Annotated in this window: 8 protein-coding genes; 6 read left to right on the forward strand and 2 right to left on the reverse strand. The window is 73.4% G+C overall.

What is annotated here, in order from left to right; all coding sequences use genetic code 11:
- Positions 1–12: 12 nt before the first annotated feature.
- From OG252_RS48075 to OG252_RS48095, 5 genes are all read left to right on the forward strand, one after another.
- Complete coding sequence (locus OG252_RS48075; RefSeq protein WP_329344468.1) at positions 13–13,713, forward strand: SDR family NAD(P)-dependent oxidoreductase; 13,701 nt, start codon at positions 13–15, stop codon at positions 13,711–13,713.
- Positions 13,714–14,667: 954 nt separating this feature from the next.
- A complete protein-coding gene (locus OG252_RS48080; RefSeq protein WP_329344470.1) occupies positions 14,668–16,998 on the forward strand; it encodes a thioester reductase domain-containing protein in 2,331 nt (776 codons plus the stop codon).
- Positions 16,995–18,131, forward strand: coding sequence for an alpha/beta hydrolase (locus tag OG252_RS48085; protein WP_329344472.1), 1,137 nt, complete (start codon positions 16,995–16,997; stop codon positions 18,129–18,131). The genes OG252_RS48080 and OG252_RS48085 overlap by 4 nt, the downstream gene beginning before the upstream one ends.
- A 73-nt stretch (positions 18,132–18,204) precedes the next feature.
- Entirely contained in the window at positions 18,205–18,984 is a 780-nt protein-coding gene (locus OG252_RS48090; RefSeq protein WP_329344474.1) for an alpha/beta fold hydrolase, read from the forward strand.
- Between the two features lie 293 nt (positions 18,985–19,277).
- Positions 19,278–20,381, forward strand: coding sequence for an acyltransferase family protein (locus OG252_RS48095; RefSeq protein WP_329344476.1), 1,104 nt, complete (start codon positions 19,278–19,280; stop codon positions 20,379–20,381).
- A gap of 18 nt (positions 20,382–20,399) precedes the next feature.
- Here the strand turns inward: OG252_RS48095 and OG252_RS48100 are convergent, their stop codons facing one another.
- Positions 20,400–21,170: an SDR family NAD(P)-dependent oxidoreductase gene (locus OG252_RS48100; RefSeq protein WP_329344478.1), complete on the reverse strand. Its 771-nt coding sequence runs from the start codon at positions 21,168–21,170 to the stop codon at positions 20,400–20,402.
- 183 nt (positions 21,171–21,353) lie between these two features.
- Between OG252_RS48100 and OG252_RS48105 the strand changes: the two genes are divergently transcribed.
- Complete coding sequence (locus tag OG252_RS48105) at positions 21,354–22,559, forward strand: serine hydrolase domain-containing protein (RefSeq protein WP_329344479.1); 1,206 nt, start codon at positions 21,354–21,356, stop codon at positions 22,557–22,559.
- A 71-nt stretch (positions 22,560–22,630) separates the two neighbouring features.
- Here OG252_RS48105 and OG252_RS48110 read toward each other — a convergent pair whose 3' ends face one another.
- Complete coding sequence (locus tag OG252_RS48110) at positions 22,631–23,014, reverse strand: peptidase M23 (RefSeq protein WP_266446167.1); 384 nt, start codon at positions 23,012–23,014, stop codon at positions 22,631–22,633.
- Positions 23,015–23,080: the final 66 nt, after the last annotated feature.

Below are 23,080 nucleotides of genomic sequence, written 5' to 3' on the forward strand. Positions count from 1 at the left end.
ACACCTCCCCAGATGCCTGCGAACGAGTCCCCGAAGCAGTCCGTCACCACACCCGAGGGGGTGCGGGCGTGGCTGGTGTCCGCCGTGGCCGAGGCATCCGGGCTGGACCCGCTGGCCGTCGACCCGCACCGGCCGATCGCCGAATTCGGCCTGGGCTCCCGCCAGTTGGTGACCCTGGCCGCGGAACTCTCGGAGCGGACGGGCCGGACCCTCAATCCGGCCCTCGTCTTCGACCACCCGACCGTCGCGGCACTCGCCGAGGCCGTGTTCGGTGACGCCCCGGCTCCTGCCGTCGCCGAGTCTCCGTCCGTGACTCCGGTACGAGCGGACGACGACATCGCGATCGTCTCCATGGCCTGCCGCTTCCCGGGCGGCGCCGACGACCCCGAGGCGCTGTGGCGGCTGCTGTCCGCCGGCCAGGACGTCGTCACCGAGGTACCGCCGGGCCGCTGGAACACCCAGGGCCTGTACGACCCGGACCCGGAGGCCACCGGCACGGCGTACTCCCTGCGCGGCGGTTACCTCAACGGCATCGACCGCTTCGACGCCGCCTTCTTCGGCATCTCGCCGCGCGAGGCCGCCGCCATGGACCCGCAGCAGCGGCTCCTGCTGCAGACCGCCTGGGAGACGATCGAGCGCGCCGGGATCGTCCCGGAGACACTGAACGGCAGCTCCACGGGCGTATACGTCGGCCTCTACGACAGCGGCTATCTCGCCTCGGCCCCGCTGGACCAACTCGACGGGCACGTCGGCACCGGCTCGGCCGCCAGCGTGGCCTCGGGACGCATCGCCTACACCCTCGGCCTCCAGGGCCCGGCGGTCACCGTCGACACCGCCTGTTCCTCTTCCCTCGTCGCCCTCCATCTGGCGGCGCGGGCGCTGGCGGGCGGCGAGTGCGACCTGGCGCTGGCCGGCGGGGTCACGCTGCTGGTGACCCCGCGCGGGCACGTCGAGTTCAGCCGGCTGCGCGGACTGTCGCCGTCCGGGCGGTGCGCGCCCTTCTCCGCCGGCGCGGACGGCGTGGTGTGGGCCGAGGGCTGCGGACTGGTCCTGCTCAAGCGGCTGGCCGACGCCCGCCGCGACGGGGACCGGGTCCTCGCGGTCGTCAAGGGTTCGGCGATCAACCAGGACGGCCGCAGCCAGGGCCTGAGCGCCCCCAACGGCCCCGCGCAGGAAAGGGTGGTGCGCGCCGCCCTCGACGCGGCCGGTCTCCGGCCCGACGACCTCGACTACGTCGAGACCCACGGCACCGGGACCCCGCTCGGCGACCCCATCGAGGGGCGGGCACTGGCCGCCGTGTTCGGCCCCGGCCGCCCCGCCGACCGGCCGCTCGGCATCGGCTCGCTGAAGTCCAACCTCGGCCACACCCAGGCCGCCGCGGGCATCGGCGGCGTCATCAAGACGGTACTGTCCCTCGCCCACGAGCGACTCCCGGCGTCCCTGCACGCCGGCACCCCCACCGAACACGTCGACTGGCCCGACAGCGGCCTGACCCTGCTCACCGCCGCCCGGGACTGGCCCCGCGACGACGAGCGAATACGGCGGGCCGGCGTGAGCGCGTTCGGCATCAGCGGCACGAACGCGCACGTGGTGCTGGAGGAGGCGCCGCGGGATCCGGCCCGGGCGGGCGGGGAGCCGGAGCGGTGGCCGGTTCGGGCGAGCGAGGAGACCTCGAAGGACCCGGTCCGTCCGAGCGCCGACGACCGCCCCGTGCCGTGCCTCTTCCCGCTCTCCGCCCGTACTCTCCCCGCCCTTCAGGGGCAGGCCGACCGGCTCCACCGGGCCCTCGCAGACGAGCCGTACGCGCCGCTGTCGTCCGTGGCCGCCACGCTGGCCCACCACCGCACGCACTTCGAGCACCGTGCCGTCGTGCAGGCGGGCGACCGCGACGCGCTGCTGACCGCACTGCGCCGGCTGGCCGAGGGGCAGCCCGACCTGGATCAGATCGTCGGCCCCCAACAGGCCAGACCGCACGGGAAGGTGGCCTTCGTCTTCCCCGGCCAGGGCTCCCAGTGGACCGGGATGGCCCGCGACCTGCTCGACAGCGACGCGGTCTTCGCCGACGAACTCGACCGCTGCGACGCCGCGCTGCGCCCGTTCACCACCTGGTCGGTCGCGTCCGTCCTGCGCGGCGACGCGGGCGCCCCCTCCCTGGACCGGGTGGACGTCGTCCAGCCGGTCCTCTTCGCCGTGATGGTGTCCCTGGCGGCCGTGTGGCGGGCCCGCGGCGTACGCCCCGACGCGGTGATCGGGCACAGCCAGGGCGAGGTCGCCGCGGCCTGCGTCGCCGGGGCACTCAGCCTCAACGACGCCGCGGCCGTGGTCGCGCTGCGCAGCCAGGCCCTGACCGACCTGTCCGGCACCGGCACCATGGCCGTCGTCGCCCTCCCGCACACCGAAGTGACCGCACGCCTCGCCGAGCACGACGGCCGTATCTCGGTCGCGGCCGTCAACAGCGGCCGGTCGACCGTGATCGCCGGTGACACGGACTCCGTGCAGTCCCTGCTCGCCGACCTCGACCGGCAGCAGGTGTTCGCCCGCCGCCTCGACGTCGACTACGCCTCCCACAGCGCCCAGGTCGAGCCGGTCCGTACGACGATCCTCGACGAACTCGACGGGGTCACCACCTACCCGACCTCCGTCGCCTGGTACTCCACGGTCACCGGCGAACCCGTCACCGGGGAACTCGAGGCCGACTACTGGTACACCAACCTGCGCGAGCCCGTCCGCTTCGCGTCCACCGTCGAGCGCATGGCCGCCGACGGGTACCGCCACTTCGTCGAACTCAGCCCCCACCCCGCCCTGTTGACGGCCCTGCGCACGGTCGCCGAGGACACCGACCACGACCTCACGGCCGTCGGCTCGCTGCGCCGGGACGAGGACGGCCCGGCCTGCCTCGACCGCGCCGCCGCCGAACTCCACGTCCACGGACGGCACATCGACTGGCGCCGCCTGGTGCCGGACACCGCCCCGGCGGACCTGCCGACGTACGCCTGGGACCAGCAGCGCCACTGGACCGAGCCCGCGACCGCCACCGGGAGCCCCGGCTTCTTCGACCGCGCGGCCCACCCCCTGCTCGGCATCCAGCTCCAGTCCCCGGACGAGACCCGCTGGACGTTCCGCAACGAATGGTCGACGGCCACCGCCGACTGGCTGCCCGACCACACCGTGTTCGGCCGCACGGTGGTGTCGGGCACCACCCTGATGGAACTGTGCCGCGCCGCGCTGGCGGTGGCCCGCCCGGGTGACATCACCGACCTGCTCCTCCTCGCCCCCCTCACCCTGCCCGCCGTCGGCACGGTCGAGGTGTCCGTCGAGGTGACCACCGCCGGTCCGGTTCCGGAGATCACCGTGCACAGTCGCCCACGCGGCGACGAGTCCGTCGGGTGGACGCTGCACGCCACGGCGTCGGCCGCGGAGCCGGCCGCCGCGACGGCGGGGCAGCCACCGGTGTGGCCGGAGACCGCCGAAGAAGCCTGGAGCGAGCAGACGTACGAACGCCTGACCGGCCTCGGTCTGGGCTACGGCCCCTCCTTCCAGGGCGTACGGCAGGCCGTGGCCACCGGCGACGGCGAACTCCTCGCCCGGCTCTCCCTGCCGTCCGTGGCCCGGGAAGCGGACGACCCCTACCCGGTGCACCCGGCGCTCCTGGACGCCGCGCTGCACGTCGCCGCCGCGTTCGACGCGTCCGAGGACCGGGTCCTGCTCCCGGTCGCGGTCGGCCGCTGCGTCCTGCCGCCCGGCGGTGCCACGGACCTGACCGCGTCCGTACGGCGGACCGGCGGCTCGGGCACCGACGTGACCCTGGACGTGACCCTGTGGGACACCGACGGTCTCCTCGCGGGCCGCCTGGAGTCCGTACGACTGCGCGCGGCGAGCCCCGCGGACCTGCGAGGCGGTTCGGAGAACGGGCGGCATCTGTACGAGGTGGCGTGGACGGCGGTCGATGTGCCGGCGGCCGAGACGCCCGGCACGGTGGGGACCGTCGTCGGTGACCGCGCCGAACCGCAGGTCGCCGAGGCCGTGAGCGGCCTCCTGACGTCAGGCGCGGGCACCGACGTCCGCGTACGGTTCTGGCCGCGCCCGGCGGCGGACGAGGAAAGCGCCGCTGTCGCACAGGAGTTGGCGGCCACCGCCCTCGCCGAACTGCAGGCGCTGATCGCCCTGCCGGCCGAGGAGGCGCCGGCCCGGACCGTGTGGGTGACCCGGGGTGCGGTCGCGGCCGGAGACGGCGACACCGTGCCCGCTCTCGCCCAGTCGGTGCTCTGGGGCCTGGCCCGCAGCGCCCGCGCCGAACATCCCGACCTCGGTCTCACCCTGCTGGACCTCGACGCGTCGGATCCCGCCGCCGCCCTGACGTCCGCCGTCGCGTCCACGGACGAGCCCGAACTCGCCGTCCGAGAAGGCGCGTTGCTCGCCCCCCGGCTGGTGCGGGCCCGTCCGGTCGACGCGGCGAGCATCCCGAACGAGATCCCCACCGACGGCACCGTGCTGATCACCGGCGGACTGGGCGCCGTTGGCCGCCACATCGCCCGCCTGCTCGCCGAACGAGGCGTTGCCCGTCTGCTGCTGACGTCTCGTCAGGGGCCTGCGGACGCCCGAACCGCCGACGTCATCGCCGACTTGACCGCCCTCGGCGCCCAGATCGAGGTGGCGGCGTGCGACATCGCCGACGCAGCGGCGGTGGCGGACCTCCTCGCCGGCGTCGGTGACGAGCTGCCCCTGCGCGGCGTCGTGCACTGCGCCGGCGTCCTGGCCGACGGGATCGTCGCCGAACTGACCCCCGAGCGCCTCGCCAAGGTCCTGCGCCCCAAGGCCGACGGCGCCGCCCACCTGCACCGCCTCACCGCCGGCCTGCCGCTCGACCTCTTCCTTCTGGTCTCCTCGGCGGCCGGTGTCCTCGGCAACCCGGGCCAGGCCAACTACGCGGCCGCCAACGCCTTCCTCGACCAACTCGCCCACCATCGCGGCGCCTTGGGCCTGCCCGGCGTCTCGGTGTCGTTCGGCGCGTGGGCGGGCGAGGGACTGGCCGCCGCGCACGCGGACCTCGACCGCATGGCCCGCCTCGGCCAGCGCGCCCTCACCGCGGACCAGGGGCGCGACCTCGTCGACCTCGCCCTGCGCCGCGGCAGCCCGCACCTGGTCGCCTGGGCCCTGGACCTGCCGCGGCTGCGGAAGAACGCGGCCACGACGGACGGCCCGACGTCCGCCCTCTGGCGTTCGCTGCTGCCCGCGCCCCGCACCGGTCGTGACACCGGCCAGGGCCTCGCGGACCGCCTCGCCCGACTGCCCGAGGAGGAACGAGCCGCCCGTGTCCTCGCCCTGGTCCGCGAGGAGGCATCCCTCGCGCTCGGCATGCGCTCGGCGCAGGCCGTACGCCCCGACCAGCCGCTGCGCGACCTCGGCATGGACTCGGTGACGGCGGTCGAACTGCGCAACCGCATCAGCGCCCGCCTCGGCACCAGACTCCCCGCCACCCTCCTCTTCGACCACCCCACACCGACCCGCCTCGCCGACCACCTCCTGACCACCGTCCTCGCGGCAACCCCCCGCGCGGCCCCGGCCCGGCCGACGATCCGCCCGGCGACGACACCGGCGACCGACGAGCCCGTCGCCCTGGTCGCCATGGCCTGCCGCCTGCCCGGCGGCGTGAGCGACCCGGAGGACCTGTGGGACCTCGTCACCCAGGGCCGTGACGCGGTCGGTCCGTTCCCCGCCGGGCGCTGGGACGTCGAGTCGCTGTACGACCCGGATCCCGAGGCGATGGGCAAGTCATACGCCCGCGAAGGCGGGTTCCTCGACGACATCGAGTCCTTCGACGCGGGCTTCTTCGGCATCACCCCGAAGGAGGCCGCCGCCATGGACCCCCAGCAGCGACTCCTGCTGGAGACGACGTGGGAGGCGCTGGAACGCGCCGGCATCGTGCCGTCCCGGCTCGCGGGCAGTACCACCGGCGTGTACGTCGGCATGTTCGGCAGCGACTACCTGTCCGGCTCCCGGCTCGAGCAGCTCGACGGATACGTCGGCACCGGCACCGCCCTCAGCGTCGCCTCCGGCCGGCTCGCCTACACGCTCGGCCTGAACGGTCCCGCGCTGACCGTCGACACCGCCTGCTCGTCGTCCCTCGTCGCGGTGCACCTGGCGGCCCAGGCGCTGCGCGCGGGCGAGTGCGACCTCGCGCTCGCCGGCGGGGTGACCCTGATGGTGACACCGCAGACCTTCGTCGAGTTCAGCCGGCTGCGCGGACTGTCCCCGACCGGCCGCTGCCGCTCCTTCGCCGACGCGGCCGACGGTGCCATCTGGGCCGAGGGTGCGGGGATGGTCGTACTCAAGCGGCTCGTTGACGCCCGCCGGGACGGCGACGAGGTGCTGGCCGTGCTGCGCGGCACCGCCGTCAACCAGGACGGCCGCAGCCAGGGCCTGTCCGCGCCGAACGGTCCCGCGCAGGCACAGGTGATCAGGCGCGCCCTTGATCTGTCCGCGCTGGAGCCCGCCGACATCGACTACGTGGAGGCCCACGGCACCGGCACCACCCTCGGTGACCCCATCGAGGCGAACGCCCTTGCCGAAGTCTTCGGCGACGCCCGCCCCCAGGACCGCCCGCTGTACCTGGGCTCGCTGAAGTCCAACATCGGGCACGCACAGGCCGCTTCGGGCGTCGCCGGACTCATCAAGGTGGTGCAGTCGCTGCGGCACGAGACGCTGCCGCGCACCCTGCACGCCGGCCTGCCCAGCCGTCACGTGGACTGGGACGACAGCGGGCTGCGCCTGCTCCAGGAGCCGGTGCCGTGGCCGTCGTCGGCCGAGCGGCCGCGTCGGGCGGGGGTGAGCGCCTTCGGGATCAGCGGTACCAACGCGCACGTGATCGTGGAGGAGGCCCCCGCCCCGCGCGTCGAGGTCGAGTCCATGCCCCAACCTGCCTTGGGCGAGCCGCTGTTCGTGCTGTCCGGGCGCAACGACACCGCCGTACGGCAACAGGCCACCCGGCTGGCCGCGCACCTCACCGAGAACACCGACCTGTCCGACGTCGCTCACACCCTGGCCCGGCACCGCAGCCACTTCGAGCGGCGCGCGGCACTCGTCGCGGGCGACCGGGACCAACTCCTCGCGGGGCTCGAAGCGTTGGCAGAGGGACGGACGCCGATCGCGCCGGTCCGCGAGGAGCACGCGGGCAAGGTCGCCTTCGTCTTCTCGGGGCACGGCGGTCAATGGCCCGGTATGGGTGAGCAGTTGCTCGCCGAGTCGGAGGTGTTCCGGGACGAGCTGACCCGGATCGACGAGGCGGTGGGCCGGCACGCCGGCTGGTCCGTGCTCGACGTCCTGCGCGACCCGCAGGACACCACAGGCCTCGACCGGACGGAGATCCTCCAGCCGGTGCTGTTCGCCGTCAACGCGGCACTGGCCGCCGCCTGGCGCTCGCTCGGCATCACTCCGGACGCGGTGACCGGGCACAGCCTCGGTGAGATCGCCGCCGCGTACAGCGCGGGCGCGCTCACCCTGGACGACGCCGTGACCGTAGTGACCGGGCGGGCTCAGGCCGTCGTACCGCTGGCGGGCCGGGGCGGCATGCTGGCCCTGGAACTGGCCCGCCCGCAGGTCGAGGAACTGCTCACGCCCTACGCCGGCCGGTTGTTCGTCGCGGCGGTCAACAGCGCCCACTCCACAGCCGTCTCCGGCGACGCCGAAGCCCTCGCCGACCTGGCCCGGCACCTGGAGGAGCGGCACATACCCGCCCGCCGGCTGTCGACCCCGTTCGCCTCGCACACCCCCTTGATGCACCCGCTGCGCGAGGAACTCCTCGGCCGTCTCGCCGCCGTCCGGGGAACCGCGACGCCGACCCCGCTGTACTCGACGGTCCTGGCCGAGCCGGTGCCCGGGGAGCGGCTGGACGCCGGGTACTGGTTCGCGAATCTCAGCGAGCCGGTCCGTTTCGCCGACACCGTCCGTCGGATGCTGGCCGACGGCTACCGCTACTTCGTCGAGCTGAGCCCGCACCCCTCCCTCGGCGCGTCGATCGAGGCCGTGGCGGCCGAGGAAGGCGTCGAAGCGGTCGGCGTCGGGTCACTGCGCCGCAGGGACGGCGGCCAGGACGCCCTCCTGCGCGGACTGGGGGAGCTGTACACCGCCGGGCACGCCCCCGACTGGTCGGCGCTGTTCCCGGCCGGGCGCCGCGTCGACCTGCCGACGTACGCCTTCACCCGCGAACGCCACTGGCTCGCACCCGCCCCGACCGGCAGCGGCTCGCCACTGATCGGCACCCACGTCGAGACCAGCGACGAACCCGACCGCCACCTCTTCCAGACCGACGTCGACCTGCGCGACCCCCGCTTCGCCTATCTGACCGACCACCGGGTCACCGGCGAGGTCTGGCTTCCGGGCGCGGCCTTCCTCGGCATGGCCCTGGAAGCCGCAACCGCCGTGCAGGACGGGCGGGAAGTGCGGCTGGCCGACGTCAGGTTCGTACAGCCGCTGCGCCTGGACGCGGAGACGCCCGTACGGCTGCAACTCGTCCTCCAGCCGGCCGCGGACGGCTTCCGGGACTTCACCATCGCCTCGGCGGCCACCGGCACACCGTGGGAGCGGCACGTGGTCGGCCGGATCGCGGTCACCGCACCGGAAGAGGCCACGGGCGGGGACCTCGCCGCGTGGCGCGAGCGGTGCGAGGAACGGTCCGACCTCCCGGCCGTCTACGCCGGACTCACCGCCCTCGGCATCGACTACGGCCCCGCCTTCCGCGGCCTGGAGGAGGGCCGGCACACGGCCGACGCGGCGCTCGGCAGGCTGACCCGCAGGCCCGCCGACGGCCACCTGCTGCACCCCGCCGTCCTCGACGCCGCGTTCCACACGGCCGCCCTGCCCGGCGACGCACCCCAGGGCCGGGCGTTCGTACCCGCCGGAGTCGGCCGACTCCGCTTCACCGGACGCGGCACCGCACCCGCCTGGGCGACCTGCACCCTGCGCTCCCTGGACGGAGACACGGCCACCCTCGACCTGCGTCTGTACGACGAGGACGAACAACTCCTGCTGGAGGCCGAGGAGTTCGCACTCGCCGCCCTCTCACCCCTGGACGGGGCACTGTTCGAAACCCGCTGGCAGCCGCGCCCCGCCGCCGAGGAGCCGCCCAACCGCGGCAGTTGGCTGATCCTGGCCGACGGGACGGGCGTGGCCGACACCCTCGGGGAGCGCCTGCGCTCGGCCGACGTGCCGCATGTGATCGCCCGCAGCGGATCGGCGTACGCCATGGAGAGCCCGGGCCGCTACGTCCTCGACCCGGCCGATCCGGGCCAGCTGACCCGACTCCTCGACGAGGCCTTCGCCGACGCACCGCCCGAGCGCGTGATCCAGCTGTCGGCGCTCGACGCCCCGCCCGTCGAGGACGCCGGCACGGCACAGCGGGCAGCCCGGCTGTGCTGCCTGAACACCCTGCACCTGGTACGGACGTTCGCCGACCGGGCCCAGGGGCGCGCACCCCGCCTGTTCGTGGTCGTACGGGGCAGCCAGGCCGCCGGTGACAGCACCCGGGTCACCCACCCCGAGCAGGCGCTCGCCTGGGGCTTCGGCCTCGCCGTGGCCCAGGAGCACCCGGAACTGTCGACCACACTGATCGACCTGCCGCCCACCGACGGCGTCGACGCGCTGTGGACACAGCTGCGGCACGCCGACGACGAACGCCTCGTCGCCCTGCGCGGCGACAGCCGCCTGGTCCCGCGCCTGACCCGCACCCGCCCCGACGACGGCGGCCACGGCGAGATCACCCCGGACGGCGTGTATCTGATCACCGGCGGCCTGGGCGGCCTCGGCCGGGTCGTCGCCGAACGACTGGCGGGCCGGGGCGCCCGCCGACTGGCCCTGCTGAGCCGCGGCACGCCCGGCGAGGACGCCGCGAACTGGATCGCGGAACTGGGGGAGCGCGGGATCACCGTGCACCTCGCCCGCGCCGACGTCGCCGACCGTGAGAGCCTCACGGCCGCCCTGGACGCCGTACGACACGAGGCTGGGCCCATCGCCGGGGTGGTCCACGCGGCGGGTGTGCTGGACGACGCCACGGTCACCAACCTGACCGACGAACGCGTCCTGCGCGTCCTCGCCCCCAAGGTCCTCGGCACCGCCCTGCTCACCGAACTGGTCCCGGAGGCCGACAGCCTCGTCCTGTTCGCCTCGGCCGCCGGCCTCCTCGGCTCGGCCGGACAGAGCCCCTACTCGGCGGCCAACGCCTTCCTCGACGCCTGGGCCCACCATCTGTCCCGCACCGGCCGCCGGGCGCTGAGCCTGGACTGGGGCGCCTGGGCGGGCGTCGGCATGGTCGCCGCGTCCGGCACCCGGACCGCCGAGACCGGCCGGTCCGGTCTGGTCGCCTTCTCCCCGCAGGAGGGCGGCGAGTTGTTCGACCGGGTGCTCGGCACCGAGCGCCGCCAGCTCGCCCCCCTCGCCCTGGACTGGGAGCTGCTGGCCCTTGACCCGGACGCGGCACGCACCCGCCCGATCCTCGCCGACCTCGTCGGCGCCCCGGCGCCCACGGCCGGCTCCGACGACCTCGTCAAGAGCGTGTTCGCGGCGACCACCGACCAGGAACGCGCCGAGCGGCTCGAAACGTACGTACGGGCCCGGGTCGGCCAGGTCGCCGGCGGAGCCGTGGACGTGTCCGCGACCACGGCCCTGAAGGAACTGGGCCTGGACTCCCTCATGCTCGTCCGCCTGCGCAACGCCTTCGCCCGCGAACTCGGCGCCGAACTCCCGGCCGCCACCGTGTTCTCGGCGTCCGACATCCGCGGCCTGGCCCGCGCCCTGGCCACCGCGCTGCCCGAAGGGGAACGCGAGGACCAGCCGGCCGAGACCGCCGCCGAGGTACCCGAGACCGCACTGTGGCCCGCCACCCGTGACGTCGTACGACTCCTGCGCAGCGCCCAGCCCGGCATGCCGGACGCGGCCCACGCGGTCGGCCTCGCGCTACGGCTCACCACGCCGACCGGCCAAGACGTCCTCACCGGCATCCTCGACCGGCTCACCGCACGGCACGCGGCACTGCGTACCGCGATCGTCACCGGCGCGGAAGGCGGGCGACAGCTGCTCGTCGAGCGGGAGTTGGCGCGGCCCGTGCTGCGCTGGACGACCGTCACCGACGGGACTCCCGATGCCGCCGACCGGCTGCGCCGCCTGCTGGAGCCACCGTTCGACCTGACGACCCCGCCGCTGTGGCGGTTCGAACTCCTCGACGCCGGTGCACAGGGCCAGACCCTGGTCTTCGGCGCGCACCACGCCGTGAGCGACCTCCAGTCGCTGCTGCTGGTGGCCGGGGAGATCGACGCCGAGCTGTCCGGAACCGCACTGGGCGACACCGTCACCAACCGTGACATCGACCTGCTGATCAAGGCCCAGCAGACCGGCGAGCCCGGCGCCGGCGCGGCCGAGTGGCGCGAGGCGTTCCAGGGCAGTGCCCGGCTCGACCTGACGCTCGCCCACCCCCGTCCGGCGACGCGGTCGTACCGCGCCGGCAGCGTGACCGTGACGATCCCCGACGGACTCATGGAACGCGTGACCGCGACCGCGAGCCGACTCGCCGTCACCCCCGCCGCGTTCTGCCTGGGCACCCTGACCGTCCTGCTGGCCAGGCTGCGGGAGCGCGAGCGCTTCGTGCTCGCCGTGCCCGTGGACACCCGTATCCACGCCGACGCGTTCGACGCGGTGGGCTTCTACGGCGTCCCGGTCCCGTTCCCGGCCGAGGCCCGCGCCGACGAACGCATAGAGGACGTACTGCGCCGCACCGACGGCCGCCTCGAGAAGATCCTCGCGAAGGGCGCGATGTTCTCGGACGTGCTCGCGACGCTTGCCAAGCAGGGCCTGCATCGGGCCAACGCGCCGCTGGTGGAGGTGTACTTCAACTACGTGCGCTCCGGCGCCGGCCGTCTCACCCACCTCGAGGTCCTGCCGGCCGGGACCGGCTACTCCGACCTCGACCTGATGATCACCCTGACCCCGGACGCGGGCCGCGTCCGGCTCGACCACAACCTCGACATCCTGGACGCGGCGAGCACGGCAGAGCTGGGGGAGGAGTTGGTGCGGTTGCTGGAGGAGACGGCCGACGAGCCGACGGCACAGGTGCGGACGACGAGGGTGCCCGTTGTCGCGCACGGCACGCTCGCCCTCGCCGCCACCTTCGCCCTCGGCAACCTGCCGCCGCTGTACGAGGCGGCGGTCGACGAGGACGCGCGGGACGGCGGGCCGACGGTCGCGGAAGCCCCGTACCACCACGTGCTCGCGAGCCTTCAGGATCCGTCCGGCGCGTTCGCCGATCCCGCCATGGCGGTGGGCACGGTGCTGCTGCGGGCGGCGGACTTCGAACGGTTCGGTCCGGTGGACGACGAACTGCTCGCCGAGCTCCGCACCGCCTACCCCGCGGCGCTCCGGGCCCTGGCGGAGCGCACCCGAAAGCCGCTGATGGTCGGCTTCCTGCCGTGCGCACGCACAACGGACCGCTTCACCCGCTGGGAGCGCGAAGTGGCCGCCGAACTCGCCGAGTTGCCCGGCATCGCGGTGCTCGGCCCCGACGACTGGACCCGCCACCACCAGGTCGACGAACGCTTCGACGAGCGGACCGAACGGCTGGCCCACCTGCCGTTCACCCCGCACTTCCAGGCGGCGGTGGCCCTGCGCCTGGCCGAAGCCGTACGGGCGGTCCGCCGCCCCGCGCCGAAGGTGATCGCGGTCGACGGCGACGAGACCCTGTGGGGCGGCGTCGCCGGGGAGATCGGCCCCGAGGCGGTCGACCTCACCGGTCCGCGCGCCCTGCTCGCCCGCAGACTGCTGCGGTGGCGGGAGGCGGGCACGCTGCTGGCGCTGGTCAGCAACAACGACGAGGACACCGTACGGGCCGTCCTGGACCGCCCCGACAGCCTCCTGAAGGCCGAGCACTTCAGCGTGCTCTCCGCCACCTGGGGACCCAAGTCGGGCCGCCTGGCGGACGCGGCCCGCACGCTCGGCCTCGGCCTCGACAGCTTCCTCTTCCTCGACGACAACCCAGTGGAGATCGCCGGCGTCCGCTCCGCACTGCCGCAGGTGCTGTCGCTCACCTGCCCGCCGGCGGACCGACTGGAGGAGTTCCTCGGCCGGTTGTGGCCGCTCGTCCCGGCCGCGACGACCGCCGAGGACACCCTGCGCGCCCGGTTCTACGAGCAGGAACGGGAGCGGGACGCCGTACGCGAACAGGCCGGCTTCGAAGAGTTCCTCGCGCGGCTGGAGTTGGAGGTCGACATCCGGGCCCTGTCCGAGGCGGACGCGCAGCGGGCCGAGCAACTCGTGCGCCGCACCAACCAGTTCACCCTCCGTGCCCGGTCCGCCGACGGCGGCGACCTCGCCCGGTGGCGGGAACACGGCGAGGTGTGGACGGCCGCCGCGCGGGACCGGTTCGGCGACTACGGCCAGATCGGCCTCCTCGCCGTACGGGCCGACGGCGACCGGCTCGACGTACTGGCCTGGCTGATGAGCTGCCGCGCACTCGGCCGGGGCGTCGAAGAACGCCTGTTGCAGTGGCTCGCCGACCGCGCCGAACAACTCGGCTGTACCAAGATCCGGCTGACGGCGGAACGCACCGCACGCAACGTACCGGCCCGGCGTCTGGTGGCCGCGCTGGGTGGTGGCGACCAGGACGACGAGCGACTGGAGACCGTGGTCACGCCGGAACAGCTTCGGGGGTTCCGGTCGTGGCGGCAGCGGTGACCGGACCGATGGCCATGTGGGAAACGACAGCGCACATCATGAAGGGCACTCATGCGTGAGGTGAACGAGACCGCGGCGGCACATGCCGCACAGCGGGCCACCGCCGAGGCGATCGAGCGGGGCGGGACGGGACTCAGCGTGAGCGAGCTGCTGGCGAAGGTGGCGCGGGCGACAGAGGACGCGCGGGCGGCCGACTCGGCGGGCCGGGATGCCGGTACGGAGTCCGGGCCGACGGGTGGTCCGGTGACGGGAGTCGATCCTGCGCCCGGCATCGAGCCCGGGGTCGGCGTTGATGCCGCGCTTGGCAATTCCCCCGCGCCTGGCGTTGAGCGCGGGGGCATTGCGTCTGGGCTGAGTGTTGCGTCCGGGCCGGGCGTCGAGGCCACGCCCGGAGTTGAGGCGGCGCCCGGCAATGTCCCCGAGCCCAGGGTTGCGCCCGTGCCCGGCAAGGTGTCCGCGCCTGGCGTTGAGCGTGCACCGGGTGTTGCGTCCGGGCCGGGCGTCGAGGCCCCGCCCGGGGTTGAGGCGGCGCCCGGCAATGTCCCCGAGCCCAGGGTTGCGCCCGTGCCCGGCGTGGGGCCTGTGCCCAGCACTGAGTCTGTGCCCGGCAAGGTGTCCGCGCCTGGCGTTGAGCGTGCACCGGGTGTTGCGTCCGGGCCGGGCGTCGCGGCCACGCCCGGAGTTGAGGCGGCGCCCGGCAATGCCCCCGAGCCCAGGGTTGCGCCCGCGCCCGGCGTTGAGCTTGCACCCAGCATTGCGTCTAGGCCGGGCGTTGCGTCTGGGCCAGGCGTCGAGGCCGCGCCCGGAGTTCAGGCGGCGCCCGGCAATGTCCCCGAACTCAGCGTTGCGCCCGCACCCGGCATTGGGCCTGTGCCCGGCACTGAGCCCGCACCCGGCATGGAGCCCGCCGCTCCCAGCACTGAGTCTGTGCCCGGCATAGTGCCCGCACATGGCATGGTGTCCGCGCCGGGCACTGCGTCCTCGCCCGGCAAAGTGCCCGCGCTCGGTCAGGTGCACGCGCCGGGCACGGATCCCGCGCCGGGCACGGATCCCGCGCCGCGCGCAGAACCGCCACCCGCCGCCGCGTCCCACTCCACGCCCGCCTCCGGCCCACTCCCGGACGTCGATGGCCTGGCCGCGCTGATCGCCGCCGCCGCAGGGCGTCACCTCCCCGGCGGGCACCTCTCTGCCGACGCCGACTTCTTCGACGCCGGCGGCAGCTCCGTGAATGCCGTGGAACTCGTCGCGGAGCTGGAGGACCGACTGGGCCTGGAGATCGACCTGGACGAGGTGTTCGCGGATGCCCGCCCGCGCAGCCTCGCCCAGCGCTGGCTCAAGGCCGCCCCCGCGGCAGGGCTCCGCATGCCCACGCCCGCGACAACCCACCGAACACCCACACCCGCACTCTCGACCACTCTGGCCACGCCCGACCCGGCATCACCCCATACCACCGCCCGCCGCGAGGACCTCGACCAGATCCTCGCCGACCTTGCCCTCGTCGACCGTCTGCCCTTCACCGGTTCCCCCGAGCCGCTGCCGCCCCGTCGGATCCTGCTGACCGGTGCGACCGGATTCCTCGGCAGTCACATGCTGCTGGACCTGCTGCGGCACAGCGAAGCCCACGTCTACTGCCTGGTCCGCGCGGCCGACGAGGACGCGGCTGTCGTCCGGCTCGGTGAGGCGCTGAAGAGTTACCGCCTGCCCTGGTCCTCGGAGGTGCGCCGCCGGATCACCGTGCTGCCCGGCGACATCCGCCGCCCGCACCTGGGCCTGTCCGACGACGTGTGGGGCACTCTCGCCCAGGAACTGGACAGCGTCGTGGGCGTCGCCGCCGCCGTGGACTTCCTGCGCGGCTACCAGTCACTGCGGCAGAGCAACGTCCTCGGCACCCTGACCCTGGCCGAACTCGCCGCGACCGGCCGCCCCAAGCCGCTGCACCACATCTCCTCCATCGCCGTCTTCAACGAGGTCGGCATCACCGCCATGGGGGAGGACGACCCGCTCGCCCATGTCGACCGCCTCGTCGCGGGCTACGACCAGACGAAGTGGGCCGCCGAGGTCGCCCTGCGCCGCGCCCGCGACCACGGTCTGGTCGTCACCGCCCTGCGCCCCGGCGGCATCGGCGGCCACACGAAGACCGGCGCCTACAACCCGCAGGACCTGAGCAGCGGCCTGTTCTCGGCCTTCGCCCGCTTCCGGACCGTACCGGCCTTCCGGCACCTCAACGCCGCCCCGGTGGACTGGGTGAGCCGGGCCGCGGTCGCCGCCGTCTGCGAGCCCGACGCCTGGGGCTATGACTACAACCTGACCGGCGTGCCCAACACCCTCGACGACGTCGTACGCGACATGGCCCTCGGCGGCATGCACGTACGCGTCCAGGACTGGGAGGAGTGGCGTACGGACACCCTCGCCCGCCTCCAGGCCGCCCCCGTGCCCGAACTGACCTTCCTGACCCGCGTGTTGCAGAGCCCCACCGCCCTCAAACTGTGCGAGGCGACGCTCACGGGCCCGGCCGCCACCATGGACCGCACTGCCACCCTCGTCGAGGCGCTCGGACTCGAACCCGCCACCCGCTACGACGCACGGGCCCAGCTCAAGACGTTCGAGCGGCTCGCCGGCGACGGCCTGGCCCGGCTGCCGCACAAGGACGACCAGCCCTACCTGTGGTTCAAGGAGACCGCCGAGGGCGCCGTACGCCCCGTCGGCACGTCCGCGCCCGCCACCCCCTGTTCGACGGAGCTCACCCTCTCCATCGCGAGCATGCACCAACTGGTGACCGAGCGCCGGGTGGACGTGCGCGGCGAGCTCCACTGCACCGCCGTACACCCCGAACCGCTCCTCGTGGAGCGTGGCGACGTCTGGATACGTCCCGAAGAGGGCATCCCGCAGCAGCACGGCCTGCGCCACCAACTCCTGCGTTACCGCCTCCAGTTGCGCGACACCGACGGCGGACGCTGGTGGCTGGAGGGCCGCAAGTACGCCCGCGCCCGCCGCGACGTGTGGCGGCAGACCCGCGCCCTGAGCGTCGAGATCGGCCGGGAGGGCGAGAGCGCCCACCTGGCGGGCGAGATCGTCGTCCCCGCCGACAGCTACGTACGCGACCAGATCGACGGCATCAAGGTCGACCCGCGCCTCACCAGTCAGGAGAAGCGGGCCGCCAAGCTGACCTGGCTCGCCTGGTTCGGCCTGGAGATGGGCCGCGGCCTGCTCGGCCCCTTCGCCCGGGCCGCCGCCGACCTGCTCGACCTGCGCCGCACCCAGACTCCCACGGAGCACAATCGATGATCTTCAAGGTGACCGGCACCAGCACCAGGCCCACGCTCCGCAAGGTCCGCACCACCACGGCCCTGCGCCCGCTGCGCCACCGCCTCGACCCGACGCGCGTCGAGGAGATCCCCTTCCGCGCGGGCGACGGGGTGCGCCTCGGCCTGACCCGAGTCGACAGCGGTGAGGCCGACCGTCCGGCCGTACTGCTCCTGCACGGCCACACCGCCTCCGCCGACATGTTCCTGCTGCCCGAGACCCGCAACCTCGTCGACGTCCTCCTCGACGACGGCTACGAGCCGTGGCTGCTGGACTGGCGAGGCAGCTGCCGGCTGCCGTACAACGAGACCGGCCAGAAGTACACCTACGACGACGTCGCCCTGTACGACATCCCCGAAGCCGTCGCCCACATCCGTGCCCGCATCGGCGACCGGCCCCTGTTCGTCGTCGCCCACTGCATCGGCTCGCTCACCCTCTCGCTGAGCATGACGGCCGGCCTGGTGCCGGGCCTGGCCGGTGTCGTGTCCCAGGGTGTGTTCCTCACGCCGAAGCTCGCCGGGCGCACCTCCCTGCGCATGAGCCTGGCGGGAGAACTGCTGAAGTCCCGCATCGACCACATACCCGTCGACATCCGCAAGGTCGGCCTGTGGTCGAAGTACACCCCCCTGTTCGCGCTGGCCTCCCGCAAGGCGAGCTGCCCCGACCCGACCTGCCAGATCCTGCACAACTCGGCCTGGGGCACGGGCGCCTCGCTCTTCGTCCACGAGCACCTCACCGAGACCACCCACGACCGCCTCGCCGAACTCCTCGGTCCCGCGCCCCTGTGGATCCTGCCGCACCTGCGCCGCATCGAGCTGGCCCGCACGGTGGTCCGCTGGCACGACACCGACCTGCGCTACCGGTCCCTGCCGCCGAACGCCCTGGACGCGGCGGCCCGCATCGACACCCCGGTCCTGTTGCTGTCCGGCAGCGAGAACGGCCTGTGGCAGGACTCCCAGAAGCTCTGCCACGACGTCCTCGCCCACCGGCAGCCCCAGCTGGACGTCACCTACACGGAGATCCCGGGCTACGGTCACCTCGACACGTTCCTCGGCCGGGGCGCCGCCCTCGACGTGTTCGGCCACATCCTCGATTTCCTCGGGCCGCTACGGTGACGGCGGCCCCCGGGCCCATTACCGTACTCGGCAGTAACTCGATCGCCATCGCCATCGCAGGAGGCCAGGCCCCATGCCAACGCTCGCTCTCGACGCCGCCACACTGACGTACGACGACGAGGGCCCCCGCGACGGTGAGGCCACGCCCCTGGTGTTCATCCACGGCTGGACGGCCAACCGCCACCGCTGGGACCACCAGATGGCCCACTTCGCCCCGGGACGCCGGGTGATCCGCCTCGACCTGCGCGGCCACGGCGAGAGCACCGGATCGGGCGCCCGCACGATCGAGGACCTCGCCGACGACGTCCTGGCCCTCCTCGACCACCTCGAGGTCGACCGCTTCATCCCTGTCGGTCACTCCATGGGCGGCATGATCGCGCAGACCATCGCCCTCGCCCACCCCGACCGGGTCGACCGCATGGTGCTGGTGAACTCCATCAGCAAGATGAGCTACAACCGGGGAAGAGGCCTGCTGATGGCGGCCTCCACCCTGGTCCCCTTCAAGCTCTTCGTCGCCGCCAACATCCAGCGCGCCTTCGCCCCCGGCTACCCGCGCGAGGAGATCCGCGCTTACATCGGCGCCTCGGCGGCCACCCCGCGCGAGGTGGTGATGACGCTCTACTCCGCCATGCGCGCCTTCGACGTCCTCGACCGCGTCGGCGAGATCCGCACCCCCACCCTGCTGGTGCACGGCTACCACGACGTCCAACTGCCCGTCGCCCAGATGCTCCGCATGGCGAAGGGCTACCCGGACGCGGTCATCCGCATCCTGGACGCCGGCCACGAACTCCCGGTGGAGAAGCCCGCGGAACTCACCGCGGCGCTCGACTGGTTCGTGAGCCCCCGGGACTGACAGGTCAGCGAAGGCGGTGCGCGCCCGTTCTCCGCGATGTCTCCGGCCATGTCTTCGGCGGCCGGAAAGCGGCGCTGAACCTGTGGGGAACCTGAGAAGTTGTGTGATCTCTGCCGCGCTGGGCAGGCGCCGTCGTCATGAGCGACCCCCATCGGAGCACGGTAGACGAGGCCGACAAGGCTACGGAGCGGCAGAGCCCGGACGTGCGAGCGGCGCTGCCGCTCGTCCCCTCACCGGCGCAACGGCACAGACGTGGCGGGCGGGGCTTTTCGTCGGCACTGCGTGGTGGGCGGGTGGCGGGGCTGGACGGACTGCGGACGGTCGCGGTGATGCTGGTGATCGTGTATCACGTGGAGCCGGATCCGCTGCCCGGAGGCTCCGTGGCCGTGGACGTCTTCTTCACGCTCAGCGGCTTCGTCATCACCCGGCTGCTGGTCGCCGAATACGCCCGTACCGGCCGTATCGGCCTGGGGTCGTTCTACCGGCGGCGGTGGCTGCGGCTGGTGCCGGCCATGCTGGTGATGTGCGCGGTCATCGCCCTGCTGTCCGTGGCGCTCCCGCTGCCGCTGCTCGACGGAGCGTGGGTGGCGGCCGGGCTGGCCGCGGCCTCGGTGGTCAATCTCGTACGGGCCGGGGAGTCCGGGCCGTACACGGACATCACCGTGCCGCTCAGCCACACCTGGTCGCTGGGAGTGGAGGAGCAGTTCTATCTGGCCTGGCCGCTCCTGCTGTTGGTCCTGCTGCGCCACGCGACGGCGCGGTCGGTGCTGGGCTGGGTCGCGGCGCTGTGCGTCCTGCCGGTGCTCTGGCGGACGGTGCTCTGGGACCCCACGGCGGCGCACCGCATCTACAACGGCCCCGACACCCGCGCCGACCAGCTCCTCGTCGGGGCGCTGCTGGCCGTCGTCCTGGCCCGGCTGCGCGCCGACGATCCCCGACTGGCGCTGCTGCGCCGATGGGCGGGACGGCTCTGCTGGCCCGCGCTCGCGCTGCTGGGGCTGATCGCCTGGCAGGTCCCGATCACCGAAGAGAGCCGGTGGAACCCCGTGTGGTACACGGTCGGATTCCTCGCCGTCGCCGTCCTGTCGGCCACGGTGGTGGCCGCCCTGGACCTGTGCCCCGGGTCGTGGCCCTCCCGTCTGCTGTCGGTGTCCGTACTGGCATGGGTCGGACGCAACCTCAGCTACGGGATGTACCTGTGGCACTACCCCGTCATCCGGCTGCTCTCCGATCTCGGTGTGGACGGCGGCCGGCTGCTCCCCGCGGGCATCGTGGTGACGGTCGCGGCAGCCCTCGCCTCGTACCTCCTCGTCGAGCGGCCCCTGCTGCGCCGCGACCGGTTCCGCGTGCGCCCACTGGAGCCCGTGGCCACTCCGGCGCGTGCGCCGGCCGCGTGACGGGCGCGGCGAGCTTCCCTACCGGGAGGCCAGTTTCCGCAGGAGCAGCGCGGACAGGGGTGTGGGCAGCGCGCGCAGCGTGCGGACCAGCGCCGCCGTGGGCCAGGGAAAGTACGCCTGCGCCGGTTCCTTCTCCAGCGCGCGTACGACGTGCCGGGCCGCCCGCTCCTGGCTGACCTGGAAGGGCTTGGGCAGTCCGTCTTCGCTGATGCGCTCGGTGGCCACGAAGCCGGGGTGGATCGTGGTGAAACGGATGCCCCGGGGGGCCAGTTCGACGCGCGCGGCGTCGATGAGCGTGCGCGCGGCCGCCTTCGCCGCCGAGTACGGCCCCTGGCGGGGGATGCCCAACAGCCCGGCCAGTGAGCTGGTGTGGGCGATCAGTCCCCCGGCTTTCTGGCTTCGCATCTGCCCGATCAGCGGGATGAGGTAGTTGACGACGACGTCGTAGTTCAACGCCATGATCCGTGCGACCTCGTCCACGGTGACCTGGTCCATGGACATGTCCGGTCCCTGGCCGGCGTTGAGCAGTGCTATGTCGATGGTCCCGTACTCCGCGGCCGCGGCCGCCACGACGTCGGCCGCCGCCTGCGGGTCGAGGGCGTCGGCGGCGATGTGCAGGCAGGCGCTGCCCGCGGCTCGTATCTCCTGCGCGACGGCGGCCAGCTCGGGGGCACGGCGTGCCGTGATGACGAACCGGTTGCCGCCGGGGGCGAGGTGGCGCGCCACCTCGGCGCCGATGCCCGACGAGGCGCCGACGATCAGGATGGTCCTGCCGGTGATGCGCGCCATGGTGTTCCTTTGCTCGAAGAACCTTGCCCCGTTGCGGCGGCCACAGGTGGCACAGTCAGTTTCACGCCTGTGCGCGGTTCTCGGGCACGGTGAGTCCTTGGGCCGTATGCAGCAGCACGAGGAGCAGTCGGCCTGTGCACCCGGTGAGGCTGGATCAGCCAAAGCTCATCCTCAGGAGCCACCATGCCTCTGCCCACCGCCCCGCCCCGTCGCACCGCCATCCGTCGCCCACGGCTATGGCCGGCGCTCGTCATCGCGATCTGCCTGGCGGGCCTGGCCCCGGCCGCCGTCAGCAGCGCCGCCGAAGCCACCCCGCGACCGCCGGACGGCCGTACGCTGCAGAACCAGCTCGACGAGTTCGTACGCAGCCCGGGCGGCCCGCCCGGCATCATCGCCGTGCTCCAGCGCGGCCACGACAAGCAGGTCCTGCGGGCAGGCGTCGCCGACCTCGCCACGGGCCGGCCGCCCCGCACGGACGACCACATGCGCATCGCGAGCACGGCCAAGGCCTTCAGCGGTGCGGTGGCGCTCACCCTGGTCGACCGACACGCCCTGCGTCTGAACGACACCCTGCGCAAACGCCTGCCCCGGCTGCCCAGGGCCTGGGGCTCCGTGACGCTGCGGCAACTCCTGAACCACACCAGCGGCCTGCCGGACTACACGGACGACCCCGCCTTCCTGGAGGAGGTGATCGCCGACCCGCGGCACCGCTTCAACTCCCGTCGTCTCCTCGACTACGTGGCCGACGAACCCCTGCGGTTCCGGCCCGGCAGCCAGTACCGCTACTCCAACTCCGACAACATCGCCGTAGCCCTGATGGCGGAAGCGGTCACCGGCACGCCGTACGAACAACTGCTGCGCGAACTCGTCTACGAGCCGCTGCGCCTGCGCGACACCAGCCTTCCGCAGGGCTACCGGCTCCCCGAGCCCTACCTGCACGGATACGACGTGAGCCCGCCCCCGCCCCCGGAGGACGTCAGTGAGCTCCTCAGCGCCTCCGGCGTGTGGGCGTCCGGAGGGATCGTCTCCACCCCCGCCGACATGACCCGCTTCATCCGCGGCTACGCCGGGGGAGCGCTGTACGGCAAGGGCGTCGTACGCGCGCAGCGGCGCTGGATCGACGGCGCGTCCGAGCCCGCGGGGCCGGGACGCAACTCCGCGGGCCTCGCAATCTTCCGCTACGCGACGCGCTGCGGTGTCGTGCTCGGGCACACCGGCAACATCCCCGGCTACACGCAGCTGATCGCCGCCACCCCGGACGGCAGCCGCTCGCTGACCTTCTCCGTCACCACTCAGATCAACCGCACCGCGGCCCCCGCGCAGTTGCGCCAGCTCCGCGCCATTCAGGAGAACTTCGTCTGCGCACTGCTGAGCGACGGCGGTCGTTGAGACTGACAGCCGTACGGGGCTTGCCCGACCTCGCCGGGCAAGCCCCATGGAAACGCGGTGGCCGACGGACGTCAGCAGTCCGGGACGCCCTCGATCTTCACGCCGCCGCGGAGGTACAGGTTGTTGACCCAGGCGATGTCGCTGCCTGCGAACTCCTGTACCGCGGTCCACCAGTTGTTGGTGCCGACGGCGGGGTCGGTGACGGTCTGGCCCTGCGTCTGGCACACGGCGTCGAGCCAGTACTTGGAGCGGACGGCCAGGCGGTTGGACTCGCTGGTCGGCTGCTCGCGCAGATTGACGTTGGTGGCCCAGATGTAGACGTCGGTGAGCGTCGGGTCGCCACCGCTCACCGCGGCCGGTGCGGCCGGCGCGGCCTCGGCCGTAGTGGCCAGGACTCCCGCGCCGAGCGTGGCCACGGCCAGCGCGACGGCGGAACGCTGCATCAGCTTCTTCATGTGTGTTTCCCCCTGAACTGATCTGTTACTGCACGGCACTTGGCCGGCACTCAGGACTCTAGGGAG

Source organism: Streptomyces sp. NBC_01352, assembly GCF_036237295.1.
GTDB classification, from domain to species: Bacteria; Actinomycetota; Actinomycetes; order Streptomycetales; family Streptomycetaceae; genus Streptomyces; species Streptomyces plumbiresistens.